Consider the following 19,058-nt stretch of genomic DNA (forward strand, 5'->3'; position numbering starts at 1 on the left):
ACCAGGGATCGGCCGCCCCTCGTCGGTAGGGATTGACCCAGGTGCCGACGACGGCTGTCAGCGGGTCGTAGCTATCCAGCACCATGCCGCCTCATGTTGGGACTTCTTGCGAACAGCATTCCACCCCGATTTGCCGGAGGGAACCTCAGTAATCTCACCACCCTTCGAGAGGAAAGATTCGATCTGCTCGTTCAGTACAGATTGCGCTCGGCTTGCCGGTGCGTCGGATGAACGAGCCCCTTGAAACACAGGACACCGTTTCCCCCTTACCATAAGGGATAGGCAAACGACTGTGTTTATGACTACCAGCAAAGACAAATCCATCGAAGTACTCGGCCAGGAGCGGCGTCGCCGCTGGAGCGTCGAGGAGAAACTGGCCATGGTGCGCGAGAGTCTGGAGCCCGGGCAAAGCGTTTCGGTGGTGGCCCGGCGCAACGGCATCAATCCCAACCAACTGTTCTACTGGCGCAAGCTTTACCAGGACGGCAGCCTGTCGGCGGTCAGTGCCGGTGAAGCGGTGGTGCCCGCTTCCGAGTTGGCCGATGCCCTCAAGCAGATCCGCGAACTGCAACGGATGCTGGGCAAGAAGACCATGGAGGCCGAGATCCTCAAGGAAGCGGTGGAGATCGCCCGCTCGCGAAAATGGATTGCGCACTCACCCTTGTTGCCGGGGGACGACCAGTGAAAGCGGTCAGTGAGAGTCTCGGTGTGGCGCGCTCGCAATTGTCGGCTCGACTCAAACAGCCCGCTCCGAAGTCGCAGCCGCGTCGCCGCCGGACGCTCAACGATGCGGCCCTGGTCGAGCAGATCAAGCAGGCCGTCGGGGCGTTGCCCAGCTATGGCTATCGCCGGGTCTGGGGCCTGTTGCGTCGACAGCATGAGCAGCAGGCTCAGCCACCGGTCAACGTGAAGCGGGTGTACCGCGTCATGTGAGACCACGATTTGTTGCTGGAGCGCCGGCGCAAGCAGCCGGGGGTGGCGCGGCGTCACGAAGGTCGCGTCGCCGTGGACACGAGCAACACCCGCTGGTGTTCGGATGGCTTCGAGTTCCACTGCGAGGACGGCGACAAACTGCGCGTGACCTTCGCTCTGGACTGCTGCGACCGCGAGGCCATCAGTTGGGTGGCCAGCCCAAACGGCTACAGTGGCGACGATGTCCGCGACGTGATGCTGGAAGCTATCGAGCAACGCTTTGGTGATGAGCTACCGACATCGCCGGTGCAGTGGCTGAGCGATAACGGTTCGGCCTATACCACCGAACAGACCCGGGCCTTTGCTCGGCAAATCGGCCTGCTGCCGCTGACCACCCCGGTGTGCAGCCCGCAGAGCAACGGTATGGCGGAAAGCTTCGTGAAGACCATGAAGCGCGACTACATCCGCCACATGCCCAAGCCGGATCGCGCGACGGCACTGCGCAACCTGGCCATCGCCTTCGAGCATTACAATGAGGAACATCCGCACAGCGCTCTGAAATACCGCTCACCTCGGGAGCTCAGGCGCTTGGCTGAGGTATCAACTTAACGGGGTGCCGGTGTCCGGTTTGATGGGGGCGAGTCCAAGCTTGTAGCCCCTCCAACTTACCGGCAGCACCGGCTTGAAGCACAGGCTAGGGCCTTCGCGTTGCACGCCCAGCAGTGATTCGAGGATGACGCGGTACATCCAGCCGGCCGCGCCGGTATACCAACTCCACCCGCCACGGCCCTCATGCGGGGCCATCGCGTAGACATCGGCCGCCAACACATAGCGCTCGACCTTGTAGGTTTCTATGGTGGCGGCGAGGCCATGGCTGACCGGATTGATCATGTCGAGCAGCTGCCAGGCCCGAGCGCTGTCGCCCATTTCGGCGAAGGCCATACTCGCCCAGACCGCGGCATGGGTGTATTGGCCACCATTTTTGCGCACGCCGGGGACATAGCCCTTGATGTAGCCCGGGTCGGGCAACGAGCGGTCGAAGGGCGGTGCAAGCAGCAGGATCAGGCGGGAATCTCGGCGCACCAAGTGCTCGAGCAGAGAGCCCATTGCCTGGCGCCGCCGCTGGTATGGGGCTACGCCCGATAGCACCAGCCAGCTCTGGGCAATGGAGTCGATTTGGCATTCGTCGTTGGAGGCCGAGCCCAGGGGGCCATCGTTGAAGTAGGCTCGTCGATACCAGGCACCACCCCAGCCGTGGTGCTCCAGGTTTGCGCATAGTTCCGCGGCCTGTGCGTTGCTGCGTGCGGAAAAGGCGACATCGCCATGATCCCGTGCAATGTCCGCGAACTGCTCCAGCACCGCGTGCTGGAAGAAGCCTAGCCAGACACTTTCACCCTGACCCAGGGCGCCGATCCGATTCATGCCGTCATTCCAGTCGCCGCTGCCTATCAGCGGCAGGCCGTGGGCGCCGCGCGCCATCCCGCGCTCCAGGGCGCGCAGGCAATGCTGGTAGAGGCTTTCCCGTAGCGTCGGGCGTTCCGGCAGGTCGTAGTAGGACTCTTCGAGCGGGTTCAGTTCGCGCCCTTCGAGGTAACCCACCTGTTCGTCGAGCACGGCCGTGTCGCCGGTCAGCCGCACATAACGGCTGACGGCCAGGGGCAGCCACAGGTAGTCGTCCGAGCAGTGCGTGCGTACGCCTCGGTCGAGAGGCGGGTGCCACCAGTGCTGTACATCGCCTTGCACGAACTGATGGGCCGCGCACAGCTACAGGTGCTAGCGTGCGCTTTGCGGGGTCGCATGCAACATAACCATGCTATCCTGCAACTGGTCACGGAAGCCGTAGGCGCCGCCAGACTGGTAGAAACCGCTGTGGGCCAGGAAGCGCGAGGCAATGACCTGGTACAGCAGCCAGCCGTTGAGCATCAGATTCACCGCGGGGCTCCGCCGTTTCCACGCGCACTTGGCCCAGGGTTTCGCGCCAGTGCTCACGTACGGTCTGCAAGGCTGCCACGTAGACCCAAAGTTCGCATTCGATTCCTTCTTCGCGATGCTCGAAGCAGCTGCAGCCAAAGCCATAGCATATCACGTACGGGCTGTTGCCGCACCTTGGCAAGGGGGTGGCTGACCAGTAGTGACCGGTCTCCTCGTCGCGCAGGTAAAGGGTCTCGCCACTGGCGTCACGGACCGCATCGTTGTGCCAGGGCGTCAGGCGGAATTCGTGGGCGTTCAGGTTCCAGGTGTAGGCGCTTCCGCTTTCCGAAATCACGGTGCCGAACTGCGGGATTCTACCCCATTTCCACAGGCGGCATGCGCGTATATGGTGCGATGAATTGCCGCCACTAGCCTCAGGCGCACGGAGCAGTATTCCTCGGCAGGTAAGTGCGATAGCGCACCGACAGGGAGTTTGCTGGCTGCGACAGTGCAGGCGCTACGACTGCCCTTTGCGGTCAACATGAGTAAGCGGCCGAATCGAGCGGACCAGTCGTACTGGCTTCCCAGTTCGTTTGAATCCCTTTCCTGAATGGTGAAACCAAATGCATGGACAATTCTGCAAGCTGATCCTCGCAGCCAGTATCGCCATGGCGATGGGCAATGTGGCTGCCTCAGAGTCGCAGAGCAACACCGACACTCGCCAAGAAACCCAGATCTGGACGACTTATGCGCTGAGTCCCGATCTGCGGGCCAACGATCTCAAGGTATTGGTAAAAAACGGAAAGGCCACCCTGAGCGGCGTCGTCGCGGATGAGGTCCACAAAGAACTGGCCACAGACATCGCGCTGGCTGTCAGCGGAGTCGACTTGGTGGACAACCAGATAGTGGTTATGTCCGACTACGTCCCGTCAGAGCCGAAGCCGGGTATGGACCGGAGCTATGGGGTCATGGTTGACGATGCCTCGATCACCGCCGCGATCAGGTCGAAGCTGCGATGGAGCAAACAAGCCGATGGCATGACCACGAGCGTTAAGACCCGCTCGGGCAGGGTAACGCTGACCGGCAATGCCGATAGCCAGACAGACAAGCAAATTGCCGGTCGTCTGGCCTCGAACACCGATGGTGTGTTGGTGGTGGACAACCAACTCGTGGTCGATGCCCTGAAGCCGGCGCCTGTCGAGGCCGCCAAGGGTGCCGTGGAGCAGGCGCAGGACGATGTCGCCGATGGCTGGATCACGACCAAGGTGAAGTCCACATTAATGTACTCGAGCAACGTCAGCGGTTCCGCTATCTCAGTGAGCACCAACGGCGGCATCGTTACCCTGAGTGGTCTCGTCGCCAATGGTGTCGAGCGAGACTTGGCAATCGAACTGGCGCAGAACGTGCATGGTGTGAAGAGCGTCCGCTCAAGCGAACTTCGCTATTGATACGACGGCCCTACGCCGAGCACGTCGTTGAATCCAATCTTAAAAAAGCCCGCACGGGCGGGCTGTGGAAGCGTGGCCTCGGCAGCTATGAGTCAGCCATAAGGTCCACAATGGCCGCGCTGATGAAGTCGGCGTTGGCCTCTAAGGTTGCCAGGCGACGACAGATCAGCTCTGAGGTGTTAGGAGAGCCGCATTTGTCGATCCAGATCGCGATTTCCGCAAGCGCGGCACCCAACATGATCTGATTCATGTGGATGCGATGGATAAGCAGCGGAAGAGCGACAGGATTGGTCATGGTGTCCCCGTTGCGGCACCCGTGGTGGGCGCTGTTGTCGATCAGCACTCCGGCGAACTGAACACCGGCGTATCGCGAGCGTCGAAGCCCAGGATCTTGCTCAACGCACATTCAGCCGCGGTAATTGCTTCCGAGAGGCGAGCAAAAGAGATGCCGTCATAGACCAGGTGAAAGTGCAGCTCTGTACCTCGGCCTCGCGGCTTAATCGCGACGAATGCCAGAGCGTGGTCACCATTCATCTGTGCTTGGCTCCATGCAACGTGCCCGGGGAAGTCTCGTTTCATAATGTCCTCGGCCTGAGCGTGACGATGGTTAGAATTCCACTATCTACCCTCTGACTCGCAATTGCTTGCCTTTATTGGTAAACCGGACCAAGGGTTACCGCTAGCCAGCCGCTTCGGGGGGCAAGGCTCGGGGCCGGTGAGGAAGTGGGTACTCCGGCGTTCGGCAAGAGTTCTATCCACCGGACTGCCTGTCTGGTCTGTCCCCGGAAATGGTGGATGGACCAACCGCAACAGGATTAGGCAGTAACTCAGGTCACCTGACCTGCGAGGGCGTGTGATCACACCAGCTTCTGCCAAACCTCGACATTGGCCAGACTCTCCTGGCTGGCGTGCTTCGGCTAGCGATGGATCGGACTGAGTTGATAGATACTGCTTGCTTCGGAGACCGCGCCATGGCGGATGCCCGTGAGCATGTCGGCCGTATGCGTACGATGGCGCACAGACCGCCTTTGGCCAGTGCCTCCAAACCGGTTTCGGCGAAATACGCCTGTTCGTCGAGCACGGCCGTGTCGCCAGACAGCCGCACATAACGGCTGACGGCCAGGGGCAGCCACAGGTAGGGGGATCAGCGCTTGGAAGCCTCGACGGAGCTGAGGTCGTTGAGTTCGTCATCGCCGCGTGGGGTGATGGAACGATCAAAACGCTTGGGCGCGTGCATTTCTTGTCGCAGAGGTTGTTCGGCTGGGGATTTCGATCCGGATTGTTGTACCCGCAGCAGTTCGCATCGTTTCTTGATGATCACGTCGACCCTGTCGAGGAAGTGATAAAGGGCGCGTGTTCCTAGTTTTCCTGTGAGGCTATCTGGTTCCTCTGCGGCGGTATCGAAAGTGTCGGGACTGTGGCTATCGGCTTCGTCGGTCATGTCGGCTCATTGCAGGAATGCGAATTTGCGTGCTGTGAGTAGGCTGACAGGCTAGTCGCGCGCGGTCGGTGCGTTGGAGCACTTAGCCATCTGTGGGGCGGCGCACCGAGATGGCGCTGAGGACCGGCAATGATCGATGGAAGGCGCCGCATCCCGCAGATGCCTTCTCTATCAGAGGTCGTCATGCACACCTACATCGACCCCAACCTGCGTCGAAAACCTGGCAAGCGTCCCTCTCGACGGCCGCCTACGTTGAAAACGCCCGGCCAGCTTCTACTCGACCATTTCGACGAGGCGAACGACGCGGCACGCGTACCCAAGAGCGACCAGCTGCCGCAAGGGCCCAAAACATGAGCCTTGCACGCGGTCAGGCATGAGTGCGGCAGCGCACCGACACAGGTCTTGCAATCTGCAACGATCAGCTAGCCTGCCGTATTCGGAGCCTTATCGAGAGCACCATGAGTATCTCAAGCTGTAGCGAGAAGACTACGTGGCCCCAAAGGTCCGCTGATCTTGGAGAGTTGCACGAGCGCACGCCACGCTTGCCGGTCTTCTCCCGGGCGGAACTCTATTCATTCCCGGCGCCGCAAGATGATATAGAGTCCGTTCCAACCGTCGCGACGGCATGCCCGGAGGCCCCTCTGGCAAAACCTCCGACTCCGTAATCACGCACTTGCACAGCGGGATTGTGGCGTCACGACGGCCCCATCACCTTGATGGATGTGTTATCCGCATCTGCGCTCGTACGCTTTACGCACCAGATGTAAGGAGAGACAACATGAAATGCGTGAACTGCTCGGGTGAGGCGCGAACGATTGACACTCATATCAATGGGATTGAGATCAATTGTCCCAATTGCGGGCATTTCTCTGTGTCTGCAAGCGTTCTAAGGCAAAGGCCTGGTCGGTTGCTGGACGCCGAGAAAACTCGAATGTTTCTCCACAACGAACTCGATATCAACCCAGGACATGTCCCCATGATCAACAGTGAGAACGTGATCTGGGCACCGATCGCCTAGCCGTTGCCCGAGTGGACTGATCTCCGCTCCGGACTTCCCCCACTTTCCGATCAGCCACCTTGATCACCTGCCTGTGAACTTCGACGGTCAACATCTCGATGCGCTCTGTCAGCTCCATGGCCCGTTCCGTGAGCTGAGTATTTTGTTCCAGCAACTCCAACAACCGGGCGCTGGTCTGCGCTGCGATGGCTTGCCGCTGCTCATTGGCGACAGCGAGCATCTCCCTGTGGGTTGCATCCGCTTCGGCATACGCCTTGTCCACAAGGATCATCCGGTATTACGAGCGCATTGCCTTGATTCCTCGTCCAGTACGGTCCAGAGCCGGGTATCGGGTCTATGCAGAGCAGGACGTCCAACAGCTACATTTCATCCACCACGCCTGAGACTTGGGCTCCTCAATAGAGCAAGTGCGCACTCTGCTGTCACTCTGGCGTGACCGCTCGCGGTTGGATGATGAGGTCCGAGCGTTGGCCCTCATGTACATTGAGGCCCTGAGCGCTCGCATCATCGCTCTGCAAGCGATGCGCGAGACCGTCATGCAATTGGCCGATACGTGTGACGGCGGCGCTTCCAGGGAGCGGGAACCTGAGCACTTAACCGGCTGGCGGGAGATTGCCGCAGGTCACCGCAAACTCTGACTTCCTAACAGAACGGTAATTGTTCGCCCGCGGAGCACGGTCTACACTGCCCCGCATGAAACGCTACCTGCGGCTGTGTCTACTTGTACTGCTCAGCTTTGCGCTTCCCCTCAGCGGGATGGCGGGCGTGCAGTCGCCGTCGGAGCCCTGCCCGATGAAGAGCACCGGCATGGCCAAGATGCTGGACATCGGCCAGGACTGCTGCCATGACAGGGAGGGCGACACGACCGACCATGGCAAGCCCTGCAAGCCGGGGCTGGAATGCAAGACTGTGAGCATCCTGCAGGTGCGCTATGTGAAGCCTGCTGTTGACCTATCCTTCCCCGTCACCACGACCTTCCTCAGCGAATTCCTCCCCGAGCGAACCCCTTCCGGCGTTTGGCGCCCACCCCGCGTTTAATTCCTGTTCCCCGTTGACTGCCGTTCTGCTTGTGCGGAGCGGTCGGCCTGCGTGCGCGCTTGTGCGCGACGCAGCGGAACACTACAGGATTCGCGACGATGAACCCTACACGCTGTTTTTCCGGCGGGCCCGTTGTGGCCGCCCTGATGGCCTCGGTGCTGGCTCTGCCCAGCCTGGCCGCCGACCTGACCCTAGATGAAGCCTTGCGTTTGGCTGAGGACAATGCCCCGTCGCTGATGGCCCAGACTGCCAAATTGCAGGCTGCCAGCAGCGCTGCCATTCCCGCCGGTGAACTGCCGGACCCGAAGTTACTCCTTGGCGTGCAGAACTACCCCGTGGGCGGGCCGGATCGCTGGACCCTCGACCAAGACTTCATGACCATGCAAATGGTCGGAGTCATGCAGGAAATGCCTAACCGCGACAAGCTCCGGGCCCGCACGGAGCTGGCCGAGGCCGCCGTCGAGCGCGCCGAGGCCGAACACCGCGTCGTACGCCTGAAGGTGCGCCAGGCCGCCGCGCTAGCCTGGATCAGCCGCCATACCGTGGAGCGCAAGCAGGCACTGTTCGAGGCGTTTTTCCGGGAGAATCGTCTGCTGGCGGCTACCGTGCGAGCGCAGATCGCTGGAGGACGGGCACCCGCTGCGGATGCGGTCACCGCCAAGCAGGAGGTGGCCGACCTGGCTGAGCGCCAAGATGAATTGGCCAGTCAGCAAGCCCAGACCCGGGCCGCCCTGCGCCGCTGGATAGGTCCGGCCGCCGATGAGCCGCTGGCCGGCGACTTGCCAACCTGGCCTATCGTCGCCTCGGGCTACGCCCACAGGTTGCATGTGCATCCCGAACTGACGGCCTTTGCGCCCATTACCCGCGAGGCGGAGGCCAAGGTGCGCGAGGCTGAGGCGGAGAAGAAGTCGGACTGGAGCTGGGAGGTCGACTACCAGCGCCGTGGCCGCGAGTTCGGTGACATGGTGAGCGTACAGCTCACTTTCGACCTGCCGCTATTTCCAGGCTCCCGGCAGAACCCCAGGATCGCCGCTCGCCATGCCGAGCTGAATCAGGTGGAAGCCGAGCGTGAAGCGCTCAGCCGTGAGCATGCCGAGCAACTGGAAGCAGACCTGGCCGAGTATCAGCGACTGGATCGTGCAGTCCGTCGCAGCCAGGACAGCCTGTTGCCCCTGGCCCAGGAAAAAGTCGACCTGACCACGTCCAGTTACCGTGCCGGTACTGGCGAGCTGGCCTCTGTGGTAGCGGCTCGCCGCGAACAGATCGAGGTGCGCCTCAAGCAGATCGACCTCGAAGGCCAGCGTGCCATGACCAGCGCCAAGCTCTATTTCACGTACGGGGAGACTCACCCATGACCACGCGTATCTGGACCGGACTGGCAGTGGCGGGTCTGTCCCTGACCATAGGGGCCGTCGGTGGCTACTGGTTCGCGCAACGTCCCATGACCGCGATGCCGGCCGCCAGCACCGAAGCTGAATCCGCGCAGCAGGACGAGCGCAAGGTGCTGTACTGGTACGACCCCATGTACCCGCAGCAGAAGTTCGACAAGCCGGGCAAGTCACCCTTCATGGACATGGAATTGGTACCGCAATATGCCGGCGGCGCTGCGGACAGCGCGACCATCCGCATCGACCCTAGCCTGACTCAGAACCTCGGTCTGCGCCTGGCCTCCGTCAGCCGTGGACCGTTGGCCAACAGCCTGGATGTGGTTGGTGTGCTGGCCTTCAACGAACGTGAGGTCGCCGTCGTGCAGGCCCGTGCCGCCGGCTTCGTCGAGCGGGTCTATGACCGAGCGCCGGGCGATGTGCTCCAGGCCGGAGCGCCGCTGGTTGACTTGCTGATCCCGGACTGGGCCGCTGCTCAGGAAGAGTTCCTCGCCCTGAAGCAGAGCGGTGATGCCGGTCTGCTGGCAGCGGCCCGCCAACGTCTGCGCCTGCTCGGTATGCCGGCGGCGCTGATCCGCCAAGTGGAGCGCAGCGGCAAGGTACAAGCGGTCCTGACCCTGGGCAGCCCCATCGGTGGGGTGGTGCAGGAACTGGCCGTGCGTACCGGCATGACGGTGACAGAAGGCGCCACACTGGCCCGGGTCAACGGCCTGGACAGCGTCTGGCTCAGCCTGGCGGTTCCGGAAGCCGAGGCCGGGGCCATTGCCCAGGGCCAGACAGTCGCGGCGCGACTGCCCGCCTTCCCGGGGGAAGTGCTTTCGGGGACGGTCGACGCCATCCTGCCGGAAACCAATCCAGACAGCCGCACGCTGCGGGTGCGAGTTGAACTGCCCAATGCGGATGGCCGCCTGCGGCCCGGCATGACGGCACAGGTCCAACTGAATCGATCTACGTCGCAGAGCGTGCTTTGGCTGCCGAGCGAAGCGGTCATCCGCACCGGCCGGCGTGCTTTGGTGATGGTCGCCGAAGACGGTGGGCGCTACCGGCCGGTGGAAGTCCGACTCGGGCCGGAAAGCGCCGGCAAGACGGTGGTGACCCAAGGGCTCACGGAAGGCCAGCAGGTGGTCGCCTCCGGGCAGTTCCTGCTCGATTCCGAAGCCAGCCTCAAAGGGCTGAACGCTGCTGAGATCGAGACACCAACGACTGAGGCGCTGGTCGCGCTGCATGAAGCCGAAGGGCAGGTTATGGCCATCGATAACGCCGGGGTGACCCTGGCCCACGGCCCCTTCAAGACGCTGGGCATGCCCAGCATGACCATGACCTTCCCGCTGGCTGACCCGGCCCTGATGATCGGCATCAAGGCCGGCGACAAGGTCCGCGTGGGCGTGCGCCAGACCGAAGCTGGCCTGCTGGTCGAACGCCTGGAAAAACTCGGAGTCCAGCCATGATCGCTGCGTTGATTCGCTGGTCGGTGGCCAACCGCTTCCTGGTCATACTCGCCACGTTGTTCGCCACCGCCTGGGGCATCTGGTCCGCGCAGAACATGCCCATCGACGCGTTGCCGGACCTCTCCGACGTCCAGGTGATCATCCGCACACCTTACCCCGGGCAGGCCCCGCAGATTGTCGAGAACCAGGTCACCTATCCATTGGCCACCACCATGCTCTCGGTGCCAGGAGCCAAAACCGTAAGGGCGTATTCCTTCTTTGGCGACAGCTTCGTCTACGTGATCTTCGAGGACGGCACCGACCTCTATTGGGCTCGTTCACGGGTGCTGGAATATCTCAGCCAGGTCCAGGGACGCCTGCCGGCCACCGCCAAGGCCGCCCTCGGGCCAGACGCCACCGGGGTCGGCTGGATCTTTCAGTACGCGCTCGTGGACCGCGGTGGCGGGCATGACTTGGCGCAGCTACGTGCCTTGCAGGACTGGTTCCTCAAGTTCGAGCTGAAGACTCTGCCCAATGTGGCCGAGGTGGCCACCGTGGGGGGCATGGTCAAACAGTACCAAGTGCAACTCGATCCGGTACGCCTGGCCAGCCTGGGCATCACTCAGGACGCGGTGATCGAGGCCATCGGCAAGGCCAATCAGGAGACCGGCGGCGCCGTGCTGACGATGGCCGAGGCCGAATACATGGTGCGTGCCACCGGTTACCTGAAGACCCTGGACGACTTCCGCGCCGTGCCGCTCAAGCTTGTTGCCGGCGGCGTGCCGGTCACCCTCGGCGACGTGGCAACCATTCAGCAGGGGCCGGAAATGCGCCGTGGCATCACCGAGCTCGACGGCGAGGGCGAGACGGTCGGCGGCGTGGTGATCCTGCGCAGCGGCAAGAACGCCCGTGAGACCATCGCCGCCGTCGAGGCCAAGCTGGACGAGTTGCAGAAAGGCCTGCCGGCCGGGGTGGAGCTGGTCACTACCTACGACCGCAGCCAGCTCATCGATCGTGCGGTGGAAAACCTCAGCCACAAGTTGCTGGAGGAGTTCATCGTGGTCGCCCTGGTCTGCGTGGTGTTCCTCTGGCACCTGCGCTCCTCGCTGGTGGCGATTATCTCGCTACCAATCGGGGGGCTGATCGCCTTCGCCGTCATGCGCTACCAGGGGATCAACGCCAACATCATGTCCCTGGGCGGGATCGCCATCGCCATCGGCGCCATGGTGGACGCCGCCGTGGTGATGATCGAGAACGCCCACAAGAAGATCGAGGCCTGGCATGCGGCCCATCCTGGCGAGACGCTGGAAGGTGAGCATCACTGGCACGTGATGACCGAGGCCGCCGCCGAAGTCGGGCCGGCGTTGTTCTTCTGCCTGCTGATCATCACCCTTTCGTTCATCCCGGTGTTCACCCTGGAGGCACAGGAGGGCAGGCTGTTTGGGCCGCTGGCCTTTACCAAGACCTATGCCATGGCGGCAGCCGCCGGGCTGTCGGTGACCCTGGTGCCGGTGCTGATGGGCTACTGGATTCGTGGGCGTATCCCCAAGGAGGAGCAGAACCCGCTGAACCGTTGGCTGATCCGGCTCTACCAGCCCGCCCTCGATCGGGTGCTGCGCCATCCCAAGCTCACCATGGCGGTCGCCATCCTGATCTTCCTGAGCGCCCTGTGGCCGATCTCGCGGCTGGGTGGCGAGTTTCTCCCGCCACTGGATGAAGGCGACCTGCTCTACATGCCCTCGGCGCTACCCGGCCTATCGGCGCAGAAGGCCAGCCAGCTGCTGCAGATCACCGATCGGCTGATCAAGACAGTCCCGGAAGTCGAACACGTCTTCGGCAAGTCTGGACGCGCCGAAACCGCGACCGATCCGGCACCGCTGGAGATGTTCGAAACCACCATTCAGTTCAAGCCGCGCGAGCGGTGGCGACCCGGCATGACCCCGGAAAATCTGGTGGACGAACTGGACCGGGTGGTGAAGGTACCGGGGCTGACCAATATCTGGATTCCGCCGATCCGCAACCGCATCGACATGCTCGCGACCGGCATCAAGAGCCCCATCGGGGTGAAAGTAGCCGGCCCTAATCTCGCCGACATCGATGCCGCCACCCAGGCGGTCGAGCGCGCAGCCAAGACTGTTCCCGGCGTCAGCTCGGCGCTGGCAGAGCGCCTGACCGGGGGACGCTACATCGATGTCGACATAGACCGCCAGGATGCGGCGCGCTATGGACTGAACATTGCCGACGTGCAATCCATCGTAGCCAGCGCTATTGGCGGCGAGACCATTGGTGAAACCGTCGAGGGCCTGGCGCGCTTCCCGATCAGCGTGCGCTACCCCCGGGAGTGGCGCGATTCGCCCGGCGCCCTGGCGCAATTGCCAATCTACACACCCCAGGGCAGCCAGATCACCCTGGGTACAGTGGCGCGCATCCGGGTTACCGAAGGCCCGCCGATGCTGAAGAGCGAGAATGCCCGGCCGTCCGGCTGGGTCTACATCGACGTGCGCGGCCGGGATATCGCCTCGGTGGTGGCCGATTTGCGCCAGGCCGTCAGCGAACAGGTCAAGCTGCAACCGGGGATGAGCCTCGCCTACTCGGGGCAGTTCGAGTTCCTCGAACGCGCCAATGCCCGCCTCAAGCTGGTGGTGCCGGCCACCCTGCTGATCATCTTCGTCCTGCTCTACCTGACCTTCGCCCGTTTCGATGAGGCGTTACTGATCATGGTCACGCTGCCCTTCGCCCTCACCGGCGGGGTGTGGTTCCTCTACCTGCTTGGCTACAACCTGTCGGTGGCCACCGGCGTCGGCTTCATTGCCCTGGCCGGGGTAGCCGCCGAATTCGGCGTGATCATGCTGCTCTACCTGAAGAACGCTTGGGCCGAGCGGGAGGAAGCCGGCGACGCCAACGAACTCGGTCTGGTTGCGGCGATCCGCGAAGGTGCCGTGCAGCGCGTGCGCCCCAAGGCGATGACGGTGGCGGTGATCATCGCCGGTCTGCTGCCGATCCTCTGGGGCAGTGGTACCGGCAGCGAGATCATGAGCCGCATTGCCGCGCCCATGGTTGGCGGCATGCTGACCGCGCCCCTGATGTCCCTGTTCGTCCTGCCGGCGGCCTACCGCCTGATGCGCCGTCGGCACCTCTCTTCTGTCGCCCCCATCCATCAAGGAGAAACCGTATGAAGTACATGCTGGTCGCGATCACCAACGTTATAGCTGTGGTGTCCTTAGCCTCGTTTGCCGAAGACATGCCGGGCATACAGAGGGACGCCACGTCCATGGCGGGCGTGCAGATGGAACAGCCGGAGAAACCGGCACCCACGGCCAGGGCGACAGGTACGATTAAGGCCATCGACAACGAAAGACAGGTGGTGACTCTTGCGCACGGGGCCGTTCCAGCACTGAAGTGGCCTCAAATGACCATGGGTTTCAAGGTCACGGCGGCACAACTCAAGGGCCTGAAGGTCGGTGACCAAGTGACGTTCGAGTGTCGAGCCGACCGTATGGACGCGACCATCGTGTCGATCGCACTAATACAACAATGGCGGCAGGAGCGTCGGGCGCGATATGCCGCAGGGGGAGTCGCATGCCCGAAGTCGTCGAGCTTGGCGACAGCGAACAGGGCCTCCTGAGTGATATTGGCTCCACGCATGGAAATCGAGTGTCCCGGCAGATTGGAACCGATATCGTAAACCTCACCCTGCAACTTCAGACAGGGCGTGGACGTAGTTCAACAGGCTGCTAATGGAGTTGACGCAATGTCGGTAATCGAACCACTGCTGCTGAGTACTGTGCGCATCTGCACCTATGCCGGGCCACGCCTGCTGACCAATGCCAGCGGCTTTTTTTTCTCGCGGGGCGAGCGCCTATTCCTGGTGACCAGCCGGCACGTGGTCTTGGATACGCCGAGCCGACATTTCCCTGATCGCCTCGAAATCGAACTGCACACCGATCGACACAATGTGGCGCGTTCATGCGGCTTCTCCGTGCCGCTGTATCGTGACGGCAAAAGCCTGTGGCGCCAAGGACGGGATACGGCAGGTGGTGTCGATGTCGCGCTGATCGAGATCGAGCGCTCGGCATTGCCGAAGGCGATGGTTTACAACGCTTTTACACCCAAGCACTTGCAGTCTCCCAGCGACTTGATTGAGGTCGGCACTGCTCTGCTGGTGGTGGGATTTCCCCTGGGATTCCACGACCATCTGCATCATATGCCGGTGGTTCGGCATGCAATTGTCGCCTCGTCGTTCGGCTTGCGCTTCCAGGGACAGGGCTATTTTCTCACCGATGCGCGCACCCACCGAGGTACAAGCGGTGCGCCGGTGGTGATGCGGGCTCCAGTTACGTTCAGCAACCTGGGTGATCTGCCCTGGATGTTGCTGGGTGTTCACTCGGCGCGCCTCGATATGGTCAGCCGCGACCTTGTACAAGACGAAGCGCTGGGACTCAATTGCACCTGGTATGCCGACATTCTTATGACCCTGAGCGAGAACTGACAGGGTGAGACTAGGGGCGTTCGTAGCCCCATCTGCTGGTACCATTGGGTACAGGTCGAGAGCAGAGTTTGTACACTGCGCCCCGGCTGGTTCGCGACGAACGCGGGACTCATGCCAGCAATCAGGCACACGGCGGTGTAGACGTGGCGGGCAGGGGCGTTTCAACGGATGCGAAAGAGGTCCGAAAGGATGAAGATGACCCGCTGCATGACGACGATGCAAAAAGGCCTGAGAACCTCCACGACTGGCAACGCTAGTCGTTGCTTGATCATGACCGCAGGAGTGGGCTGTCGACTCTAAACCAGCGATAGCCGCCGGGTGGGGTTTCATGCCGACAATCAGGGTGCCAACTGGCACTGGTTCGACCTGATGATAGCCCGCGAGGGTCGCCCGCAGATTCTGCATCTCGGACTGCCGCAGGAAATAGTCGCCTCCTTCTCCTGCATTGTCTCGGTCAGGTCGCCCAGTTCGTCGCAAATCCGGGTATCTCCCTGCTCCACCTTCTCGTGACCTTCAACGACGACGGCGCAGTGACGTTGCAGTGGCATCCGGAGAGTAATGGCGACCAGCAGACGGAGGAGTGGGTTGCGCCGGTGGAGATGGGCGTGGAAATCCTGCCCGAGGCACCGCTCTGATTCCCCACACAAAAAAATCTCGGTGGCGGGCTAAGGAGGGGCGGGCGCCACAGTGGCCTCGCCGATGAAGGCGGCGTGGGCTGGGTGGTGGTCAGCACTCAGGGGAGCTGAAGATAGGCATTCCGTATTGGTCAATGCGCAAGATCTTGCTGAGGGCGAGTTCGGCAGCGGATGCCGCCTCGGATAGCAATTTGAAACTCATCTGGTCGTAGACCAAGTGGTAGAGGGGCTCAGATGCCAGCCCGCTTCGTCTGATTGCGACGAATGCAAGCATGCGACCGCCGCTTACTTCGGCTGTACTCCAAGCCACGTAGCCCGGAAATTCTCGCCTTTTCATGACGTTCTCCACTATCTGGGTGAGATTTCACTATCCCCCTTGTGAGCCCGAAATGCTCCCTTTTATTCAAGTACCGGACCAGGGGTGCCGGGCACAAAAAAAGGTTCTTCGCGGGATCAGGGGGAAGAGCGAGTTGACAGTCAGGGAAGTGGTTAGATTGGCAGTCGCCAAACGAACCAACCACCACCCCCTGCTGCCGCCGTGCATCCTATTGATCTTGCTGCTTTCTGGCCAGGCTACGCAGTCGTCTCCTGTCGCCAATCAACCCACGACACCCTGCTAATCGAGCTCGAGCCTCAAGTCGGCTCCGTCCCCGAATGCGGACGCTGTGGTGAAGCCTGTCCATTGATCCATGAGCGGCGGACTCGTCAGGTGCGCGATCGCGATCTGTTCGACCAGCGCGTCTTGCTCCAGCTACCGGTACGCCGCGTCGATTTCCTGAGTTGTGGGCGGGTAACCGAGCGGATCAACTGGTTGGAACCGGTGTCGCGTTTGACCCAACGCTTGCGCGTCTGGCTCGAAGGCTTGCTGCAATTGCTGCCCATCAGTCATGTCAGCCGCCTCACCGGCCTGCACTGGCACACGCTCAAGACGCTCGATAAGCGCCGCCTGGAGGCCGCCGTTGGCGCTTTCAAGCCGGACGATGTTCGCCGTCTGGTGATGGACGAGTTCGCCCTGCACAAGGGGCATCGTTATGCCACGGTGATCATGGATGCCGAGCGGACGCGGGTGCTGTGGGTCGGGCATGGCAACAGCCGCGAGGCGATTCGCCCGTTCTTCGAATTGTTGGGCGAGCGCTGCCAGCAGATCGAGGCGGTGGCGATGGACATGAACACGGCTTTCGACCTGGAGGTGAAGCGGCACTGCCCGCAGGCCGAAGTGGTGTATGACCTGTTCCACGTGGTGGCGCGCTACGGCCGTGAGGTGATCGACCGTATCCGCGTCGACCAGGCCAACCTCCTGCGCGAAGACAAACCGGCGCGCAAGGTGGTCAAGCAGAGTCGCTGGCTGCTACTGCGCAATCACGACAACCTCAAGGACGGGCAGGCCGTGCAGTTGCAAGAGCTGCTCGCGGCCAACCAACCACTGGCCACGGTCTATGTGCTCAAGGATGCGTTAAAGGCAATCTGGTACGCCCCCAGTGTGCAGGAGGGCTGGCGGCGCTGGCGAAGTTGGCTACGGCATGCCCGGGACAGCGGTCTGGCGCCACTGCAACGCTTTGCCCGCAACCTGCGCAAATACGCCCGGGGCATCCTCGCCAGTGCGCGTTTCCACCTACATACCAGCCTGCTGGAGGGCGTGAATAACCGTATCAAGGTGATCAAGCGCATGGCCTATGGCTTCCGAGACTCAGCCTACTTCTTCCTGAAAATCAAGGCTGCCTTCCCCGGGAAAGCGCGATGAACCCAAAAAAAGCCCCGACGGCACGGGGCTTTTCTCTAATACGGGGATGTTACTCAGCGCGAACCTGTTCAGCCTGGGGGCCTTTCGCCCCGTCAGTGACGAGGAAGCTGACGCGCTGCCCCTCGTCCAGGGACTTGTAGCCAGTGCTTTCGATCTGACGGAAGTGAACGAACACATCCGGACCTTGCTCAGGGGTGATGAAGCCGAAGCCTTTCTCGGCGTTGAACCACTTGACGGTACCGTTTTGGCGAGCAGACATGATGTTATCTCCAAGGTGTAGGAATACGGGTCAGGCAATGGCCTGGCCATGACTGGATGCGAAGCGAGGGGTGCCGAGGAGATGGAACATCGAAAGGACAGGACATCAAGACGGTGCCGCAAGACTGAGCAGGCAGTAGGCGCAGCATACAGGGTTCGCCTGGATTATATAGTCTTTTCTGCCACTGGGCCATTTCTGGACTGATTCTGGCCGACCGGTCCGGTTAACCGGTCGGCAGACAGGCAAGTCTGTATAGTCCAGGGTGAGTCGCTCGCAATGACGGCTCATCACTCATAGGTAATCAACATGTCCGACGCACCGGCAAGCCGAGCGCAATCAGTACTGAACGAGCAGATCGAGGCCTTCCTCTCGAAGGGTGGTGAGATTACTGAGGTTCCCTCCGGCAAATCGGGGTGGAACGCTGTTCGCAAGAAGTCGCAGTGGGCGAAGGAAGATTCCAAAAAACCAACAGCCTGACTGGGGCACCAGAAACAAAAAGCCCCGCACGAGCTAGGTGGGGCTTGAGGTACGTCGGACGGGCACTGACCCTTCAGCTGAAATCCACGGTGCTCTTGGGCTTATGAAATTCTTGTGAAGTCTCTGCAGACCTTGCAGATTTCCGGGGGTGAGAGCGGGTCAGGGCGCGGCGCTATCGGACGGCTCTTGTGGGGCGGTAGGAGAGCGTCGCTATTGGTAGGCGTGACGAGCTGCGGCAGGATGATGGCTCATTATTACTGCAATCGAAAGAAATCTCAGGCTCTGCGGGCTGCCAACTTTCCTGATGCTGATCGGTCTGGTCGGAGTCATCCTGATTGATCCGTCCACCCACCTACCCCACCAGTTGCCGGCGAGAGTCGGCGGAGAGGTATGCCTATGCACAAGCTGAACCCCCCAGGACGAACCCGTGCACCACAAGGTGCTCGAATCGAAGCTGGCCGAGCTCATCGGCACCACCACCAAAGCCCTGCAGCGGAAGCGCGAGCGCGGGGTAATCCCCCGCGGCGTCTGGCAGATGATCGACGGCGCGTGATGTACAGCAGAAGAAGGTATGACGCATGAGTCGAAAGCCTGTGGGCCTCCCCCAAGGAGCCGAAGTCGTCGGCAAGTCGGTCAGAGTCCGCTTCACCTGGTAGCAGCGCCGCTGTGAAACCCTTGCTGTCGACCCACGCCGGCGGGTATCGCCCAGGCCGCAAGTATTAGAACTCAGGTCAAGCACCTGATCGAGCTCGGTGTCATGAACGACGACAAGTAGCCGAGCTATTTCCCAACTCCAGCTATGCCCTCTCGAAAGATCCCCCCACCTTCGGCGAGTATGCCCAGGTCTGGCTGAACAACCGCGAGGTCGTGGAAGGCT

Annotated in this window: 19 protein-coding genes and 3 pseudogenes; 15 read left to right on the top strand and 7 right to left on the bottom strand. The window is 61.8% G+C overall.

Going from position 1 to position 19,058, the window contains the following annotated elements; all coding sequences use genetic code 11:
* Positions 1 to 57: 57 nt before the first annotated feature.
* The gene (locus tag PJW05_RS26620) at positions 58 to 381 is read right to left on the bottom strand and encodes a hypothetical protein (protein WP_333908707.1); all 324 of its coding nucleotides are present in this window, start codon (positions 379 to 381) and stop codon (positions 58 to 60) included.
* Between PJW05_RS26620 and PJW05_RS16040 the strand changes: the two are divergent.
* Positions 299 to 1,521 (top strand): annotated as a pseudogene (locus PJW05_RS16040) (IS3 family transposase). The gene PJW05_RS26620 and the pseudogene PJW05_RS16040 overlap by 83 nt on opposite strands.
* Before the next feature lie 36 nt (positions 1,522 to 1,557).
* Here PJW05_RS16040 and PJW05_RS16045 read toward each other — a convergent pair.
* A pseudogene (locus PJW05_RS16045) lies at positions 1,558 to 3,193 on the bottom strand (GH36-type glycosyl hydrolase domain-containing protein); the annotation flags it as partial.
* A 253-nt stretch (positions 3,194 to 3,446) separates the two neighbouring features.
* On the opposite strand from PJW05_RS16045, the gene PJW05_RS16050 reads away from it, so the two are divergent.
* Positions 3,447 to 4,271, top strand: coding sequence for a BON domain-containing protein (locus tag PJW05_RS16050; RefSeq protein ID WP_271408002.1), 825 nt, complete (start codon positions 3,447 to 3,449; stop codon positions 4,269 to 4,271).
* Positions 4,272 to 4,356: 85 nt separating this feature from the next.
* On the opposite strand, the gene PJW05_RS16055 is transcribed toward PJW05_RS16050, so the two are convergent.
* The 3 genes from PJW05_RS16055 to PJW05_RS16065 form a co-directional block, all read right to left on the bottom strand.
* A complete protein-coding gene (locus PJW05_RS16055) occupies positions 4,357 to 4,566 on the bottom strand; it encodes a hypothetical protein (RefSeq protein WP_271408003.1) in 210 nt (69 codons plus the stop codon).
* Between the two features lie 41 nt (positions 4,567 to 4,607).
* Positions 4,608 to 4,805, bottom strand: a complete 198-nt coding sequence (locus PJW05_RS16060; protein ID WP_271408004.1) for a hypothetical protein — start codon at positions 4,803 to 4,805, stop codon at positions 4,608 to 4,610.
* 610 nt (positions 4,806 to 5,415) lie between these two features.
* Complete coding sequence (locus PJW05_RS16065; RefSeq protein ID WP_271408005.1) at positions 5,416 to 5,712, bottom strand: hypothetical protein; 297 nt, start codon at positions 5,710 to 5,712, stop codon at positions 5,416 to 5,418.
* A 183-nt stretch (positions 5,713 to 5,895) separates the two neighbouring features.
* On the opposite strand from PJW05_RS16065, the gene PJW05_RS16070 reads away from it, so the two are divergent.
* On the top strand, positions 5,896 to 6,066 hold the full coding sequence (locus PJW05_RS16070) for a hypothetical protein (RefSeq protein ID WP_271408006.1): 171 nt from the start codon (positions 5,896 to 5,898) through the stop codon (positions 6,064 to 6,066).
* 722 nt (positions 6,067 to 6,788) lie between these two features.
* On the opposite strand, the pseudogene PJW05_RS16075 reads toward PJW05_RS16070, so the two are convergent.
* A pseudogene (locus tag PJW05_RS16075) lies at positions 6,789 to 6,989 on the bottom strand (DUF1003 domain-containing protein); the annotation flags it as partial.
* Between PJW05_RS16075 and PJW05_RS16080 the strand changes: the two are divergent.
* From PJW05_RS16080 to PJW05_RS16130, 10 genes are all read left to right on the top strand, one after another.
* Positions 6,916 to 7,113, top strand: coding sequence for a MerR family transcriptional regulator (locus PJW05_RS16080; RefSeq protein WP_271408007.1), 198 nt, complete (start codon positions 6,916 to 6,918; stop codon positions 7,111 to 7,113). The pseudogene PJW05_RS16075 and the gene PJW05_RS16080 overlap by 74 nt on opposite strands.
* Positions 7,114 to 7,137: 24 nt before the next feature.
* The gene (locus tag PJW05_RS16085) at positions 7,138 to 7,368 is read left to right on the top strand and encodes a hypothetical protein (protein ID WP_271408008.1); all 231 of its coding nucleotides are present in this window, start codon (positions 7,138 to 7,140) and stop codon (positions 7,366 to 7,368) included.
* Positions 7,369 to 7,423: 55 nt separating this feature from the next.
* The gene (locus PJW05_RS16090; RefSeq protein ID WP_271408009.1) at positions 7,424 to 7,768 is read left to right on the top strand and encodes a hypothetical protein; all 345 of its coding nucleotides are present in this window, start codon (positions 7,424 to 7,426) and stop codon (positions 7,766 to 7,768) included.
* Between the two features lie 98 nt (positions 7,769 to 7,866).
* Positions 7,867 to 9,123, top strand: a complete 1,257-nt coding sequence (locus PJW05_RS16095) for a TolC family protein (RefSeq protein ID WP_271408010.1) — start codon at positions 7,867 to 7,869, stop codon at positions 9,121 to 9,123.
* The gene (locus tag PJW05_RS16100; protein WP_271408011.1) at positions 9,120 to 10,601 is read left to right on the top strand and encodes an efflux RND transporter periplasmic adaptor subunit; all 1,482 of its coding nucleotides are present in this window, start codon (positions 9,120 to 9,122) and stop codon (positions 10,599 to 10,601) included. The genes PJW05_RS16095 and PJW05_RS16100 overlap by 4 nt, the downstream gene beginning before the upstream one ends.
* Positions 10,598 to 13,756, top strand: coding sequence for an efflux RND transporter permease subunit (locus tag PJW05_RS16105; RefSeq protein WP_271408012.1), 3,159 nt, complete (start codon positions 10,598 to 10,600; stop codon positions 13,754 to 13,756). The genes PJW05_RS16100 and PJW05_RS16105 overlap by 4 nt, the downstream gene beginning before the upstream one ends.
* Positions 13,753 to 14,205, top strand: a complete 453-nt coding sequence (locus tag PJW05_RS26825; protein WP_442969166.1) for a copper-binding protein — start codon at positions 13,753 to 13,755, stop codon at positions 14,203 to 14,205. The genes PJW05_RS16105 and PJW05_RS26825 overlap by 4 nt, the downstream gene beginning before the upstream one ends.
* Positions 14,206 to 14,331: 126 nt before the next feature.
* Entirely contained in the window at positions 14,332 to 15,069 is a 738-nt protein-coding gene (locus PJW05_RS16115; protein WP_271408013.1) for a S1 family peptidase, read from the top strand.
* Positions 15,070 to 15,575: 506 nt separating this feature from the next.
* Entirely contained in the window at positions 15,576 to 15,704 is a 129-nt protein-coding gene (locus PJW05_RS16125) for a hypothetical protein (protein ID WP_271408014.1), read from the top strand.
* Between the two features lie 538 nt (positions 15,705 to 16,242).
* Positions 16,243 to 17,445, top strand: a complete 1,203-nt coding sequence (locus PJW05_RS16130; protein ID WP_271408015.1) for an ISL3 family transposase — start codon at positions 16,243 to 16,245, stop codon at positions 17,443 to 17,445.
* A 49-nt stretch (positions 17,446 to 17,494) separates the two neighbouring features.
* On the opposite strand, the gene PJW05_RS16135 is transcribed toward PJW05_RS16130, so the two are convergent.
* Positions 17,495 to 17,704: a cold-shock protein gene (locus PJW05_RS16135; RefSeq protein WP_271408016.1), complete on the bottom strand. Its 210-nt coding sequence runs from the start codon at positions 17,702 to 17,704 to the stop codon at positions 17,495 to 17,497.
* Positions 17,705 to 18,010: 306 nt separating this feature from the next.
* Here PJW05_RS16135 and PJW05_RS16140 point away from each other — a divergent pair, with 306 nt between their 5' ends.
* Both PJW05_RS16140 and PJW05_RS16145 read left to right on the top strand, forming a co-directional pair.
* A complete protein-coding gene (locus PJW05_RS16140) occupies positions 18,011 to 18,181 on the top strand; it encodes a hypothetical protein (protein ID WP_271408017.1) in 171 nt (56 codons plus the stop codon).
* A gap of 427 nt (positions 18,182 to 18,608) precedes the next feature.
* The gene (locus tag PJW05_RS16145; RefSeq protein WP_271408018.1) at positions 18,609 to 18,734 is read left to right on the top strand and encodes a hypothetical protein; all 126 of its coding nucleotides are present in this window, start codon (positions 18,609 to 18,611) and stop codon (positions 18,732 to 18,734) included.
* The last annotated feature ends 324 nt before the right edge of the window (positions 18,735 to 19,058 follow it).

The organism is Pseudomonas sp. Q1-7 (genome assembly GCF_028010285.1).
GTDB lineage: Bacteria > Pseudomonadota > Gammaproteobacteria > Pseudomonadales > Pseudomonadaceae > Metapseudomonas.